The sequence below is a fragment of the Bartonella sp. AA16NXGY genome (assembly GCF_042197325.1).
Lineage (GTDB): Bacteria > Pseudomonadota > Alphaproteobacteria > Rhizobiales > Rhizobiaceae > Bartonella.
This window is the reverse complement of sequence record NZ_JBHIRR010000017.1, coordinates 19009-32398: the sequence shown is the minus strand read 5'-3', so window position 1 is coordinate 32398 and position 13390 is coordinate 19009. Positions and strand designations below refer to the sequence as shown.

16 protein-coding genes and 3 pseudogenes are annotated in these 13390 nt (G+C 40.1%); 12 read left to right on the top strand and 7 right to left on the bottom strand.

From position 1 onward, the window contains the following. From ACFINK_RS08150 to ACFINK_RS08125, 6 genes and pseudogenes are all read right to left on the bottom strand, one after another. Positions 1-411 (bottom strand): hypothetical protein (locus ACFINK_RS08150; protein WP_375638705.1); only part of this gene is annotated, 411 nt, incomplete at its 3' end. 11 nt (positions 412-422) lie between these two features. Beyond that, positions 423-704 carry a hypothetical protein gene (locus ACFINK_RS08145; protein ID WP_375638704.1) on the bottom strand — a complete coding sequence of 94 codons (282 nt, stop codon included), beginning with the start codon at positions 702-704 and terminating at the stop codon, positions 423-425. A 31-nt stretch (positions 705-735) separates the two neighbouring features. Next, on the bottom strand, positions 736-1476 hold the full coding sequence (locus tag ACFINK_RS08140; protein ID WP_375638702.1) for an antA/AntB antirepressor family protein: 741 nt from the start codon (positions 1474-1476) through the stop codon (positions 736-738). Positions 1477-1546: 70 nt separating this feature from the next. Further along, positions 1547-1903 (bottom strand): annotated as a pseudogene (locus tag ACFINK_RS08135) (antA/AntB antirepressor family protein). Between the two features lie 65 nt (positions 1904-1968). Continuing rightward, positions 1969-2342, bottom strand: a pseudogene (locus ACFINK_RS08130) (hypothetical protein). A gap of 164 nt (positions 2343-2506) precedes the next feature. Continuing rightward, positions 2507-3157, bottom strand: a complete 651-nt coding sequence (locus tag ACFINK_RS08125; RefSeq protein WP_004854224.1) for a LexA family transcriptional regulator — start codon at positions 3155-3157, stop codon at positions 2507-2509. Between the two features lie 50 nt (positions 3158-3207). Between ACFINK_RS08125 and ACFINK_RS08120 the strand changes: the two genes are divergently transcribed. From ACFINK_RS08120 to ssb, 6 genes are all read left to right on the top strand, one after another. Beyond that, positions 3208-3525 carry a helix-turn-helix domain-containing protein gene (locus tag ACFINK_RS08120; protein ID WP_375638701.1) on the top strand — a complete coding sequence of 106 codons (318 nt, stop codon included), beginning with the start codon at positions 3208-3210 and terminating at the stop codon, positions 3523-3525. An 18-nt stretch (positions 3526-3543) separates the two neighbouring features. Further along, positions 3544-3909: a hypothetical protein gene (locus ACFINK_RS08115; protein ID WP_375638699.1), complete on the top strand. Its 366-nt coding sequence runs from the start codon at positions 3544-3546 to the stop codon at positions 3907-3909. Positions 3910-4055: 146 nt separating this feature from the next. Beyond that, positions 4056-5198, top strand: coding sequence for a YdaU family protein (locus ACFINK_RS08110; RefSeq protein ID WP_375638697.1), 1143 nt, complete (start codon positions 4056-4058; stop codon positions 5196-5198). Next, positions 5182-5568, top strand: a complete 387-nt coding sequence (locus ACFINK_RS08105) for a hypothetical protein (protein WP_375638695.1) — start codon at positions 5182-5184, stop codon at positions 5566-5568. Before ACFINK_RS08110 ends, ACFINK_RS08105 begins: the two co-directional genes overlap by 17 nt. Before the next feature lie 104 nt (positions 5569-5672). Further along, positions 5673-7070 (top strand): AAA family ATPase, encoded by a 1398-nt coding sequence (locus ACFINK_RS08100; RefSeq protein ID WP_375638693.1) that lies wholly within the window; start codon positions 5673-5675, stop codon positions 7068-7070. A 142-nt stretch (positions 7071-7212) separates the two neighbouring features. Continuing rightward, the gene (gene ssb / locus ACFINK_RS08095; protein ID WP_375633769.1) at positions 7213-7656 is read left to right on the top strand and encodes a single-stranded DNA-binding protein; all 444 of its coding nucleotides are present in this window, start codon (positions 7213-7215) and stop codon (positions 7654-7656) included. Positions 7657-8168: 512 nt separating this feature from the next. Here ssb and ACFINK_RS08090 read toward each other — a convergent pair. Next, entirely contained in the window at positions 8169-8687 is a 519-nt protein-coding gene (locus ACFINK_RS08090; protein WP_375638707.1) for a helix-turn-helix domain-containing protein, read from the bottom strand. A 151-nt stretch (positions 8688-8838) separates the two neighbouring features. Between ACFINK_RS08090 and ACFINK_RS08085 the strand changes: the two genes are divergently transcribed. The 6 genes and pseudogenes from ACFINK_RS08085 (at position 8839) to ACFINK_RS08060 (ending at position 13184) form a co-directional block, all read left to right on the top strand. After that, positions 8839-9144, top strand: a complete 306-nt coding sequence (locus ACFINK_RS08085) for a helix-turn-helix domain-containing protein (protein WP_375638692.1) — start codon at positions 8839-8841, stop codon at positions 9142-9144. A gap of 73 nt (positions 9145-9217) precedes the next feature. Continuing rightward, positions 9218-9355, top strand: a complete 138-nt coding sequence (locus tag ACFINK_RS08080) for a hypothetical protein (RefSeq protein WP_375638691.1) — start codon at positions 9218-9220, stop codon at positions 9353-9355. After that, entirely contained in the window at positions 9339-9737 is a 399-nt protein-coding gene (locus ACFINK_RS08075) for a hypothetical protein (RefSeq protein ID WP_375638689.1), read from the top strand. The genes ACFINK_RS08080 and ACFINK_RS08075 overlap by 17 nt, the downstream gene beginning before the upstream one ends. Continuing rightward, positions 9737-10753, top strand: a complete 1017-nt coding sequence (locus tag ACFINK_RS08070) for a ParB/RepB/Spo0J family partition protein (RefSeq protein ID WP_375638687.1) — start codon at positions 9737-9739, stop codon at positions 10751-10753. The genes ACFINK_RS08075 and ACFINK_RS08070 overlap by 1 nt, the downstream gene beginning before the upstream one ends. Next, positions 10750-11208: a hypothetical protein gene (locus ACFINK_RS08065; protein WP_375638685.1), complete on the top strand. Its 459-nt coding sequence runs from the start codon at positions 10750-10752 to the stop codon at positions 11206-11208. Before ACFINK_RS08070 ends, ACFINK_RS08065 begins: the two co-directional genes overlap by 4 nt. Then, positions 11205-13184: pseudogene (locus tag ACFINK_RS08060) on the top strand (transposase domain-containing protein). Before ACFINK_RS08065 ends, ACFINK_RS08060 begins: the two are co-directional and overlap by 4 nt. Positions 13185-13390: the final 206 nt, after the last annotated feature.

Here is a 13390-nt window from a genome sequence, read left to right as displayed (position 1 = left end):
CTCTGCGTTTCCATGAATAAATGCATAACCATAGATTTTGGCATTTCCCCCAACTTTTGCTCTGATGGAAATCAATGGACTGTCATAAATTTTAGCATTTCCATTAATAAATGCACCACCGGAAACTTGTGCATTTTCGTAGATTTGTGCATTGGCAAAAACACATGCATTTTCGTAAATATCAGCAATGTTATCAATATAAGCATCACCAAAAACTTTGGCATAACCATAGACTTTTGCATCATCGCCTACCCAGCAATTGCCATCATGACTTAGATTGTCTTCATTCTCTATAAAGCCGCCAAGATCACCTTTCTTGACATCCCCCAAATCTCTCAATGCACGAATGCGGCGGAGTGTTTTGTCATTAACTTCAGTTTTTTCATCAGTCAGTTCGTATTTTTTTTCCATGATTTTTGCCCCTACCTTAAGATAGCATCACTTCCATAAAATGCTGTTTTGCCAGCTACTATGGCATTACCACCAACTTTTGCGTTATTATAAACTTCGGCATCATCATAAACCCATGCCTCACCACCAATCCAGCAATTGTTATCATGGCTAAGATTTCTTTCACTCTCTACCCAGCCACCAAGATCACCTTTTTTAACATCTCCAAAGTCTTTTAATGCACGGATACGGTAAAGCGTTATTCTATCAACTTTAATTGTCTCATCAGTCAGTTCGTATTTCTTTTTTATCATAATAACCTCCTCTTAATGCATGCTTTGTCTTTTAAGCTCTTGAGACAGCACACCAATTCCTTTTGCTGTGATTTTTGCGCAAAGGAATGACCTTTTCTATTCCACTTGCGGTTTGAAGTGTGATAGTTGGACAATCCATAAGTTTCTTTTGGATTTTGTCTTGATGAGAAAGCAAATTTCCACCTGCTGCTCGTCTGTAAACCCAACCTTTTTTCTGTAAGAAGAGAATGAACTGTTTTGATTGCATCTCGAGTATTTTAGCAGCTTCTGTAAGACCGAAGAGTCCATTATGACGCTGTAAGCTTTCAAGAGCCATTGCCTTTGGTTTAAGGGTATTCACTTCGCTTTTTAAGGTCTCTAATTGTGTGACGCTTTCTAAAAGCAGTTTTTTCACAAAGAGAGGGTCTTCTAAAGCGTTTGCAAGGTCTAAAGGTTTCTTTGCACGCCGTTCACATTCAATAAAATATTGACGGGCTTGTTTACCTTTTTGATTACGCTCTACCATGGAAAGTTCTTTTGCCATTTCCAAAGTGAGATGGTAATTAATTGCGATAACAGCTCTAGATTTTGCGCTCGCCAAATTTGGTGACCGCAAATCTTGTGTTTTTATAAAATCTTGTCCTTCTATAAAATTGTATCTGGTAATACGGTCCTTAATCCAATTGGAAAAGTCACGTTTTGCCTCTAAGAATGTATGCAGATCACGTGCATTTACTGTCTGAACAATTTCCTTATCAATGGCTTGTTCTTTAATCTCTATGAGAGTATTCATGATGAACTCCTTTCAAAAAGTTCATATTTTTCAGATGTTACAATAAGGCTTTTCATCATCACTTCCTAAATTAATGAAAACACAAGTTTTGGCATAATATTCTGCCATAGTTTCTATGGCGCTCTGCTTTAGCGATTTTCCTTGCTGCGTAAATTTTGAAGTAATGATTATCGGTTTTATCTGTTTCTATTTCAGATTTTGGACAAATCTTCTGTCTGTTCCATTCTTGTTTTGTAAAAACAAAATCCACGCCTTCTTTTAGATCAAGCTTTTCAACACAATCATTAAACCAAGTGGAAAAATCTTATTTCAAATGTAAGTGCCTATGCATTACATGGGCATTGACCATTTGGACATAACCGATTTTGTTGTCTACCTCGTTTTCAGGTATGAGATATCTTTCACTATCATTATCATGTGTATTCATAAGTTTACTCTAATCAATTATTGATGGATTAAAGGGGGCACATTTAAAAGCGCCCTTTAGAATTTTTAAAGCACATCACAAGGACGCAAACGGTGTTGTTGTTCGTAAGTACCGTAAATCTCATCATTATATTTTTCGTCTGCGATCTCGCCTAAAAGTTTATTGTAACATCACTTTCTCATATAAAATAATGAACCTCACTATCCTCATAGAGACGTTCGATATTTTCTTTTACATATGCTTCTGCGATCTCTTCAGAAATGTCTTCACAGTTCTTTTCAGAAGGATTGATGCGAAAGATTTGGATTGCATCATCTGCCTCGTCAATAATTTTTAGAACTTGGCTTTCATCCAGTGGTCCTGACCGACCAATGTTTTGATCATCATTATAGACAACTAATAAAATTTCATCGGAATTTATAAGAATTGGATTTTCCATAATTTTTCCTCCCTAACGCCTCTTGGCGATTGTTTGTGCGTGGTTTATGGATACCAATGTAGCGATTTTAAAAACAAAGTCAACAAAAAATGTAGCGATTTTAAAAATTTTTTTAAAAGTAATAAACTAAAGGCTTGCTTGAAGAGAAATATAAAAATATTAACTCATATTCTGGCTGGCTTAATCCAGTCGATAGGTGCACACCATTCTAATTCTACATCTACGATATCAGCATATTTTCCATTTATACTGGATAAAACCCATTTCCCTTTTTCTTTCCCTAGACGTAATACTTTGATGTAAACTTTTCCACATTTAGTTTTTATGATGGCGCGGTTGTTAATAAGATCCTCTGGTGGCAAATGATAGGAATAAAAAAGAAGGCTTCCTTCTTCAATGGCTGGAAACATAGAATCACCTACCACGCGAACAGCAACAGTTCCTTTAGGAGCAGATGGCGGGGCTTCTACTTCTTCTAGACAACCAGAATCTATTGCGATTATTTCTCCTCCGGCTCCTACAGATCCAATCAAAGGAACTAAGTGATTAGTAGGAATAGAAGCACCTGTAAGCTTTGATATTTCTAATAATTCTCGAGCAGAAATATCTCTTGTTCCTTTTAGCATTTTATTGACGGCAGCACGATCTATCGAGCGACCTAAAGAAGCGGTTAGCTGTCTTGAAAGCTCTGATTGGCTTAATCCAGCTTCAGATAAGGCATTTTGCAACCATTGTGAGATACTTATTGTCATATCTTTATTGTAGGTACGTTGTATACAATCGTCATTTTCTAATTTAGCAACATGTGGTTTCATTATTAATTTTCCTTCTTGACATTGTTTTTATAATCGCTACATAATGTGCTATGAAACAATTTTCGGAAATAATAAATCTATTAGGTGGGGTTCGTAGGGTATCTCAGTTGCTTGGGGTGCATAGAACACGCGTATATGTCTGGCTCCGTCCTATATCAAAAGGTGGAACTGGTGGGAGAATTCCAACAAAACATATCCCAATTCTTTTGAATGAAGCCAAAAGAATTGGAGCACCGATTAAGGCAGAAGACTTTTTCTCGTTTTTTTATAGGACGCAATCATGTGATTCTAAATTATCTTCACAATCTGCTTTTACTGCTGCTTCTACAGAAAAGAATGAACATCAACAGCACCATTCACATTCTTAAAGAAGAAAGGAAATACAGATGGATTCCAGTTGGGCGACGATGATTGTGTTTTTTATAGTCAATGTAATCACGATTTTTTGTTTTTATGTCTCTCATAAAAAAATGCAAAGCTCTACAAAGGTATTGCAAAGACCATATTACACTTTTCACATTTTGAAAGATTCAATAAAAGAAATGGATTTTCCAGACGGCAGCACAATTGTTTTTAGCGATTCTGATTGGAATTTTTCTCTTGATGCAAATGATAATTTGATAGTTCAAAGTACTTTAGGACCTTCATTATCTATAAAGGCATATAGCGATGCGCACGGTTTCAAAAAGCATTTCATAGATAGTTTACAGAAATACAATCGGTCTACACATTTAGTTAGTGCAGCGAGATGAAGCATGCAGTGTATTTTTGAATTGAGTGAGTTCATTTTTTTAACTTATGACTACGCGCTCTGTCACAGCTCACGCATAAATAGGCAACAGCCTTAAGGGGGGGATTATGATCACTAATTTATATTTAATGAAAGAAGGGGGCGCGCATGTCTAATGGTATGCCATGGATAAGATTCCATTTGTATGACTGGATAAGTGGTACAGATGGAATGACGTTAGAGCAAAGGGGCGCTTATATGACGCTTCTCGTTCGCATGTACGATAAAAAAGCACCAATTAAAGAAGATTTTGAAACGCTTGCACGTGCTTGCAATTGTTCGCAGAAAAAATTTGCAGCTATTGTCGAATACTTAATGAGGAACGATAAACTTGTTGAGACAGATAATGGATTGTGGAATACGCGCGTTGAAGAAGAACTAAAAGATTTTTCTGATAAAAAAGAGCACATATCGCAAGTTCGTAGTGAAGCTGGTAAAAAAGGTGCACAAGCAAAAAACAATACAAAACAACATGTTAATAATTTTGCTGAAGCAAATGACAAGCAAAACGTTTTTTTTGCTGAAGCAAACGCTAAGCAAAATCAAGCTATAAAGAACCAGAATAAGAATATATATAAAAAAACTAAAACTAACGTTTTAGCAAAAAAAGAAATTGGTTCTGAAAGTTTAGAAACAAACGAACAGGTTGACGAGCCAACAGAGGTTGCTGCTGTTGAGACCACATCAGAGCAAATCACAACATCATCAGACAACCAACCTCCCATTCACGAGCAAGAGAACGTTCCCAAAAAAGCAAAACGAGCGCAAGCTAATCGCGGTTGTCGATTGCCTACGGATTTTGAACCGGATTACGATTTTGCCATTGCAGAGGGCTTGCCTCCAGAGCGCGTCAAAGTCGAAATTGCAAAGTTTCGAGATTACTGGCGTTCAAAAGCCGGAGCAAATGCAACCAAAACCGATTGGCAAGCAACATGGCGTAACTGGGTACGCAAGGCGGTTGATGATTTAGAAAAAACAAAAAACACGAACAACAATGGTGGAAACAATGGAAACTTTTCAAAAGATCAAAGAACTCGTGGTGGTACCGGAGAGACAATCCGTAATCTTATCGGTGCAACACAGCTTAGTGACACCTCTACAAGATACCGTGCAACAGATAGAGCAATGTGTAACTCTGGAGTTTCCATGGACCTTGAGAAATGGCATTCAATTGACAGCAACCCTAGAGAAACAAGCTTTAGAAGCTTATCAGACTGTTCAAAACTTACTTACCGTGAAAGCGTCTGTTGAAGACATAGCAGAGGCTCTTGATGTGCTTGAAGGTGGTTTGACAATGCAAAAAGTTTCAAATGTAGAAGCGCGTGCAAAGGCTTATATCGCAGCTCTTAACGGCATTTCACTCTGGTCTTTATTGCAAGCTGTTAAAAATCTTATACGTGGTAAAGCAAAAGGCATGTCCACAACATTTGTGCCCTCATGCGCTGATCTAGCGCATTATTGTCGTGATTTAGAAAGCAGGCTTTATGGTGTTGCTGAGAGAGTTTTTACAGCAGTTGAAAATACGCGTAACCTAGCCTTAGGAGGCAAGCGCATTTCATTCATGAGAATAGGCAAGCCTAGTGAAGAGTGTCATGACAGTAGCAATTCTAAAGCGGCTTAAAACAGCAAAATAGTGAAATTTGCTGATCATTTTGGAACACGATAAAAACATTCCTATTTTATATGTTATAAGGCGTTGTTTTTAGGGTACCACTGGAGACTATCATGATATTTACTTCATTTGAATTAGAAAATTTTAAAGGAATAGGAGAGCCTCTAAAAATAGATTTCTCAGGAGGAGATAGAAGTTTTCCTTTTATTTTGGTGGGAAATAATGAATCAGGAAAAACAACAACTTTGCAAGGTATTCATCTCTTGTCACAGCTATGTTTAGGGAAACAATTAACAGTCGAAGATTTTGCTTCTATACGTCCTAAAACAGCTTTTTTTGATGAAGATATTGTTTTATCTACCACAATTTTATTGGATGAAACAGAGATTGAAAAATTAGCTAAGATTAAAACACTTAAAAAAATCAAAGATGATTTACTTGAAAAAAAACAGACACTCCATTTATCTTTTGTATATTCATTCGCTAATAGTATTTGCACAGAAAAATATATAAAGATCAACGGTAAGAATTGTGGAGATGAAACAGCAACAGCTCTTTTAAATTACCTAAAGGGCCACATTCCTGAAATCGTCTATTATGATGATTTTATGTTTGATGTACCTGATAAGATTAGATTTTTAAAAAGTGAAGCTCCATATTGCTATAAAGAATTAAAAGAAGATAGTTCGCTAAGCGATAAAAAGAATCTTTTATGGCATGATATTTTTAATGATTTATTGGTTGGCAGTCGTAAAAAACGCTCTAGTAAAGAACCAAAACTTGATATTAGCTTTCAACGTGATATCGTTGATTGTAATGATAAAGATGCCGTCGATCAACGTCTATCTTCTATAAATGATTATCTTAACACTGTTGTTACCAAAGATTGGGAAGACATTACGGGAGGAAAAACTGTATTTGATAGATTTAGCATAGAAAAAGCGATAGAATCTCATTCTTACTTTGTAGATTTTTGTTTAAAGGTCAAAGCCAAGGACCGTACTTTTTCTTTACATGAAAGAAGCAAAGGATGTCGTTGGTTCTTTTGTTTTAAAGTACTTACAGATATCCGTACCAATAGGAGCAAAAATGGAATAATTTTCTTATTGGATGAACCAGCGAGCAATCTACATATCCACCCCCAAGAAAAAATATTACAATCCTTACAGAAATTATCATCTTTTGACAAGAATAGCGTGATTTATTCTACTCATTCTCCTTATTTGATTGAAGATACTCATGTAGATAATTTGTTTATTGTCCGCAATGAAGCATCTGATTGTGATGATCCTAAAATTCTATGTAGTAAAATTTCTCAACTAGACAAAAGAAGTGACGAATGGCTGAGATCCATTGAACCTGTTTTACAGAAAATTACAATGAATCAAGTTAAGGGACTTGGTAAAAACTGGAAAGAAAGAATTCTAAAAATTGGTAATGCTACTAAAGAAGTAGGTACCATTGCTGATTCTTTTCAAAAAGTTATTAATTTACTGCAGAATGTTTTGTGATCAGTCATTATCAAGAATCAGTCATCTAAAACATAATTTTATATGTTAAAAAACAACAATATCCTTTTGAAATAATTGAAAAAATATGCAAATCATGCTAGGATTTTGTATGTATTAAAATACAAGTTTAAGGTAAAAAAACATGCTAAATAAAGTGATGTTAATCGGGCGTTTAGGTGCTGATCCCGAAAGCAAAACAATGAATTCTGGAGCAGAAATAGTCAATTTTAGTATAGCAACTTCTGAAAGCTATACGGATAAAAATACTCATCAAAAAGTAGAGAAAACGGAATGGCACTCCATTGTGGTTTTCAATCCACATTTGGCAAAAATTGCACTTCAATATCTCAACAAAGGTTCAAAAGTTTACGTAGAAGGAAAATTACAAACACGCAAATGGCAAGATAAAAATGGGCATGACCATTACACAACAGAGATTGTCTTGCCACAATTCAAAGGCGAGTTGTATTTGCTTGATGTAAAGAAAGATCAATCTGCCCCTTCTTCCGTTACTTCTCAAAATTATGCTATCGCTTCAGGTGCTGCTGATCATAGTGCATCTCTTAATGACAGCATACCATTTTGATTGAAAAATAGAGCAAAGAGAAACATGTGTGTAGTTTGACACTAGGTTTTATACTAAGTGGGAAAAGGTGGGATTAGGTAGGAATACGTGGTAATTTGTTGTTTTTATGTATAAAATTTAGCATTAAATGCGCGTTTTGTCAAAATAGATTTTGACACCTAAAATTGTAAAAAAGAGCGAAAAATAGTGAAAATTAGAAAAAAGAGCGTTTTAAAGGTAAAAATGAGAGAAGGCTTTGAAAGGTCTTTGAAAACCCTGTGAAAAATTTTAAAAAGTCTGTGAAAGCCCAGAAAACCGCCTTTGAAGACCCTGTGAAAAAAATTCGGTAAATTGTGAAGCTCACTCCGAAATCAGCCAAAAATAACCAAAAAAGCAAAAAAGATTTTCACCTATTGATGATTATCTATTTTTATAGGAAATATATACTTATTAATCAAATAGTTATATTATTTTTTTAATGTAAAAAGATTTTCATATCGATTTTTCATATTAAAGAGGCATTAAGCTATATCTTATGTAGTTTCTGGATGTGCATTTTCAGCTTCTATTTGACGCTTTAAATGAATTTTAAGAAGAGGGAAAGTTGCTTCTACTTCTTCCGTGTCGTTGATGTCTTGAACAAGCTCTTGCAGTTTTTTATAAAGTTCCGCCGCGAGTTCCGCTATATCTTCAGGGGGGAGTTTTATTTTAGCATCGCGATAGGTTGTATAAGCTATGCGACCAAGCTTTTTCATGAGACCAGCAGGGATGGTAGGTGCTTTAAAACCTGCTGCTTTCGCTTTTGCCATGTCACTAAACATTTCGCCTTCACCAGTGACAAGCCAGTCTAAGGATATTCCACAGCGATCTTTATATATTCGCATTATAGATGCAGGGGGTTCTTGCAAACCCGTTTCATAATTGCGCATAGTCGTTTCGGGGATTTCAAAATGTTTAGCAAATTGTTTGCGCTCTGTAAAACCAAGGGTGTGCCGTATTTCACGCAAGCGTTTTGCCAGTTCTGTTGTAGGTTCTTTTTCAGGACGTGCCAAAAAATCACTCCAAATCCATTTTCGGTATTTACAAAAGCCGAATTTGGCATTATACATCTAATTACCGCCCGATATAGAGGGCAGATATTTTACAATTAACCCCACAAAAAACGGATGGTTTGAGCATTCGTTTGAAGCAGGAGCGAAAGTTATGACAACCACCCAAACATGCATTCAAGTATGGGATCGCCATAGTATTTTAGCTGAGCTACGCCGCCGTAATATGACCTTGGCGGAGCTCGCGAAAGCTTATCAACTCTCGTCATCCAGTGTTCAACATATCTGGACACGGTCTAACGAGAAAGCCGAACGTGCTATTGCCGATTTTATCGGTTTGCCCGTCGAGCAGGTTTTTAGCGACCGCTACCCCAAAAGTCGCCGTCGCATTTTTAAAGCAGCAAAACATGCCAACACAGATTCGCGTGTGCATTCTGCTTTGCGCGGTAATGCTGCTTGAACTTCGTTACACGGCTTTGCGCTTTTGCGCATTTGCCATGAATTTAAATACCATAAGATAAAAAGGTTTATCAATGTCTAAAGATCAGTACGAAATAGGCAAGATAAATTGCATAGAGTTGCATCATGGAGCAGCCGATTGGATGGGTTGTTTTTTAAGATTAGCTGGTCAAGTTTTCTTTATCGGGGGTGGTTATGGTTGCTGCTTATAATTTATGGACGCCCGAGGCAAAAAGAGAAATCTTTAATCCTTATTCAGAAGCTGAACGTTTACAGGTGATGCTTTCCTGTTCTTTAAAAGCCGTGAGTGGTGGCTTTCGGCATGTACCGATCCGGTATATTATTGACCCACCGCATGGATTGTTTGATGCGATATTAGCGCGGCAAATTGCCATTCATATTTTGCATTATCAATTTGAGGTGCCGCGGCGGCGTATTGTTGCGATGCAAGTACGGAAGCAGACTGCTATCTTTCTTGCTTTGCAAGTGATTAACCGGCGTTTGGAAGAACCCGTTTTTGCGAAAGCTTATCGAAGATGGGCGGGGCGTGCGATGGATTTATTCTTACGAGAAATGGAAAAGGCGGGGGCGTGATGGCACAGTTTCAAAAGCTTGCTCTTGATGTGATTGTGGTGCCGGAGCGTATACGCCCTGTGGATGATGAGCATGCCAAGGCACTTGCACAATCAATAGTGCGGGAGGGATTGATGAATCCGATTACGGTGCGCCATACCCCTAATGCTAAAGAGGGTAATTACACGCTTATTGCTGGTGCACACCGGCTTCGTGCTGCTGAGCTTTTGGGCTATAGTGACATTGATGCGGTTGTGGTGCAGGCTGATAAGGATAATGCTGCGCTTTTAGAAGTGGCAGAAAACCTCTTTCGTAATGAGTTGTCTGTTATTGACCGTGCGCTTTTTGTCCAGACTTACCGCGAATTGTGGGAAAAGAAGTACGGGGAGATTCAACGTGGCGGTGACCATGGTAATCAATATACAAAGGACAAAGTGGCAAAGGTGCAAGTTGCACCTTTGCCAAATGATAGTTCTTCAGAGCATCATGAAACTGAGTGTGAAGGGGACAAAGTGGCAAAGGGTAAAGTTTACCCTTTGCCAAATGATGGTTCTTCAAAGCATCGTGAAACTGGGTGTGAAGGAGACAAAGTGGCAAAGGGTCAAGTTGACCCTTTGCCAAATGATGGTGACTTGAATGGCAAAATGCAAAGTTTGCACTTTGCCAAACATGTAGCAGATCGCATTGGTTTATCGAAGGAGTCTGTGAAACTCCTCAATCGTATTTCCCAGCATTTACAGCCGGAGTTGCGGTCTGTTTTGCGTGGCACAGCATTGGCGGATAATCAAGCGCAGTTGTTAAAATTAGCAAAGATGGAGCCGGTTGCGCAACGGCGTGTGGCAATTGCGCTCCAACAGGTTGATGGGGATTTGAGGCGGGCTGTTGATTTGGTCAATGGGGTTAATACGCCGCCGCAAATTAATGAACAGGAACGGATTTTTGCTCAGTTATTGGGTGTTTGGCAGAGAGCGGATGCGCAGACAAAGGCGCGGTTTTGTGATTATCTTGCAAGAGAACGAGGGGAGGAGCAGGCATGAAGAGGCATGGTTGCGGGCAGCTTGATTTTTTCCAAAAGCCGGTTTTTCCTTGTCGTGAACCCGTTGCGCAGATTGATTTAGGGCGGTTTCGCTCGCGCATTAAGCGTGCGATGGCGCGGGCTTTGCGTGAATGCCGGCATGAGCGCAGTGTGATTGCGGAGCGTATGGCGCATTATTTAGGGATTGCTTGTTTAAGTAAGGCCAGTTTGGATGCGTATGTTGCGGAAAGTAAGCAGGTGGATATTTCCCTGCCGCGGTTTAAGGCATTTGTGCGGGCGACAGAGGCATTTTGGCTCTGGGATGAGGTGGTGAGTGAAGATGGATTGTTGCTGTTGCAAGGGGATGAGGCACGTTTAGCAGAGATTGCGCGGTTGCAGCAGGAACAGCGGGAGATTGCAGCGCAATTGAAAGCCATGCGTGCAACGCCGGTTCGCATTAAAAGGGGGCAGCCATGAAGGAATGGTTTAGTATTGCCGAATTGGCTGAGGCAGCTTTGCCAGGGTTGCCGAAAACATATAAAAGTCTTGAAAACCACGGACGGGCATATTGGAGAAAAAACTCTGAACTTTCGAGGAAAGTGGGAGGCAAAACCAAGCCGGTTTGGGAGTATCACATTTCTTTATTGCCGGAGGGGGCGCGGGCGGCGTTGTTGGTGCGGGCAGGTGGGGTTTGTGTAGAAGAAAAGACAGAGAAAAGCGATCAAAAGACAAGTATTTAGGTGCGTTATGAGGGGCTTTCAAAGGCGCATAAAAGGCGCTGTGAAGAGCGTTTGAAGGCACTTTGCTTTTGGGAAGATTTGCTCCATGCCGGTATGGGTGTGCATGATGCGGCAAGTTTGAGTGCGGTGCAATTTGGTGTGAGCCGGATGTCGCTTTTTAATTGGCGGCAGATGGTGGAGGGGTATGAGCGCCCTGATTGGTTGGCAGCTTTAGCGCCTTGTTATGGTGAGGAGAATGTTTCGCAATTTGCGCCGTGTCATGAGGGGGCGTGGGAGGTTTTTTGTTCGGATTATTTGCGCCCCTCTAAACCTGCTTTTTCAGCGTGTTATCGGCGGATGGTTTCGGTTGCGCAGGAGCGGGGTTTTGAGCCCATTCCTTCAGAGCGGGCTTTGCGGCGTCGTTTTAAGGCGCAAATTTCCAAAGCGGTTGTGGTTTTAGCACGTGAGGGAGAAGAAAAGGCAAAAAAGCTTTATCCAGCCCAACGGCGTGATCGCTCAAGCCTGCATGCACTGCAAGCTGTGAATATGGACGGGCATAAGCTGGATGTTTTTGTGAGCGTTCCTTGGACAGAGAAGCCTGTGCGGCTTTATCTGATAGCGATACAAGATCTTTATTCGGGCAAGATTTTATCGTGGCGCTTATCGGATGCTGAGACTTGGGAAATCGTTCGTTTGGTGATTGGGGACATGGTGGAAGCTTATGGCATACCGGAGCGTATGACCTTGGATAATGGGCGTGCCTTTACCAGCAAGTGGATTTCTGGAGGTGTGCAAAACCGTTTTCGTTTTAAGATTAAGCCGGATGATCCGCAAGGGCTTTTGACGAGTTTGGGGGTGCAATTGCAATGGACCACCCCTTATAGCGGACAGTCTAAACCGATTGAGCGGGCATGGCGTGATCTGGCAGAAGCGATTTCCAAACATCCCTTTTGTGCGGGGGCTTATACGGGCAATAAACCGGATGCCAAGCCTGAAGATTATGGCAAGCGCGCGATAGGATTTGAAGCGTTTAAAGCCCATGTTGGGGCGCAAATTGTGGCACACAATGCGCAAGCAGGGCGTAAGGCGGTTAATTGTGCGGGGCGCAGTTTTGATGAGACCTTTACTGAGAGCTTGCAAGCCGAGGGGACGATTATTCGGCAAGCAACGGCGGCACAACGGGCTTTATGGCTTTTAACCTCTGAGGCGTTGCGTGCGCAAAAGGGTACGGGGGAGATTCATTTTTATGGCAATCGTTATTGGGCGCGGGCGTTGAATGAGCATGCGGGGAAAAAAGTGATTGTACGCTTTGATCCGGATAATTTGCATCAAGATTTACGGGTTTATGATTTGAACAATCGGTTGCTTTGTCTGGCACCATGCCTTTGTGATGTAGGTTTTTATGACCAGCAGGCGGCGCGCTTGAATGGGCGTTTGCGTAAAGAATATGTGAAGGCTGTTAAAGCAGAAAAACAGTTGGCAGCAAAGCTTGCACCTGATCACTTGGCCGATGTTTATGGGCGCCTTGAGAAAAAGGATGAAGCGTTCAAATCTAAGCTTCCGATAAAGCCAAAGGTGAGCCGCTTGATGCCAAACAATGTGGGGAATTTAGCTTTGAAAGCAGACGATGATGAGGCTTTGGGGGAGGAAGAATTCAGTCAACACTTGCATAAAGCTTTGAGAAAGCTTTCCGCCTCTGATGAGGGGCGTGAGGTGATCAAGTTTCCCAAGTAATAGAATAAGGAAATAGGAAAAGAGAGGGGGGATTTAAGGGGACCGGTTGAGGTCCATGTGCGGGGTTTGAAGCGTTAACAAAGAAAGGGGGGGAGGAATCTTAATCCTTTAAAAGTCTAATCAATACATGAAGTTTCTAGGTATCTTTGCCTGATTGGGTGAGATGCGTGGAGTTAGCAAGTTCCCCGATGTGTGAGAAAGAGAGG

What these genes read in the sequence shown, in the direction of transcription:
- ACFINK_RS08145 (WP_375638704.1), bottom strand. Translation starts at nt 704, where the DNA reads ATGATAAAAAAGAAATACGAACTGACTGATGAGACAATTAAAGTTGAT.
- ACFINK_RS08140 (WP_375638702.1), bottom strand. Translation starts at nt 1,476, where the DNA reads ATGAATACTCTCATAGAGATTAAAGAACAAGCCATTGATAAGGAAATT.
- ACFINK_RS08125 (WP_004854224.1), bottom strand. Translation starts at nt 3,157, where the DNA reads ATGAAACCACATGTTGCTAAATTAGAAAATGACGATTGTATACAACGT.
- ACFINK_RS08120 (WP_375638701.1), top strand. Translation starts at nt 3,208, where the DNA reads ATGAAACAATTTTCGGAAATAATAAATCTATTAGGTGGGGTTCGTAGG.
- ACFINK_RS08115 (WP_375638699.1), top strand. Translation starts at nt 3,544, where the DNA reads ATGGATTCCAGTTGGGCGACGATGATTGTGTTTTTTATAGTCAATGTA.
- ACFINK_RS08110 (WP_375638697.1), top strand. Translation starts at nt 4,056, where the DNA reads ATGTCTAATGGTATGCCATGGATAAGATTCCATTTGTATGACTGGATA.
- ACFINK_RS08100 (WP_375638693.1), top strand. Translation starts at nt 5,673, where the DNA reads ATGATATTTACTTCATTTGAATTAGAAAATTTTAAAGGAATAGGAGAG.
- ssb (WP_375633769.1), top strand. Translation starts at nt 7,213, where the DNA reads ATGCTAAATAAAGTGATGTTAATCGGGCGTTTAGGTGCTGATCCCGAA.
- ACFINK_RS08085 (WP_375638692.1), top strand. Translation starts at nt 8,839, where the DNA reads ATGACAACCACCCAAACATGCATTCAAGTATGGGATCGCCATAGTATT.
- ACFINK_RS08080 (WP_375638691.1), top strand. Translation starts at nt 9,218, where the DNA reads ATGTCTAAAGATCAGTACGAAATAGGCAAGATAAATTGCATAGAGTTG.
- ACFINK_RS08075 (WP_375638689.1), top strand. Translation starts at nt 9,339, where the DNA reads ATGGTTGCTGCTTATAATTTATGGACGCCCGAGGCAAAAAGAGAAATC.
- ACFINK_RS08070 (WP_375638687.1), top strand. Translation starts at nt 9,737, where the DNA reads ATGGCACAGTTTCAAAAGCTTGCTCTTGATGTGATTGTGGTGCCGGAG.
- ACFINK_RS08065 (WP_375638685.1), top strand. Translation starts at nt 10,750, where the DNA reads ATGAAGAGGCATGGTTGCGGGCAGCTTGATTTTTTCCAAAAGCCGGTT.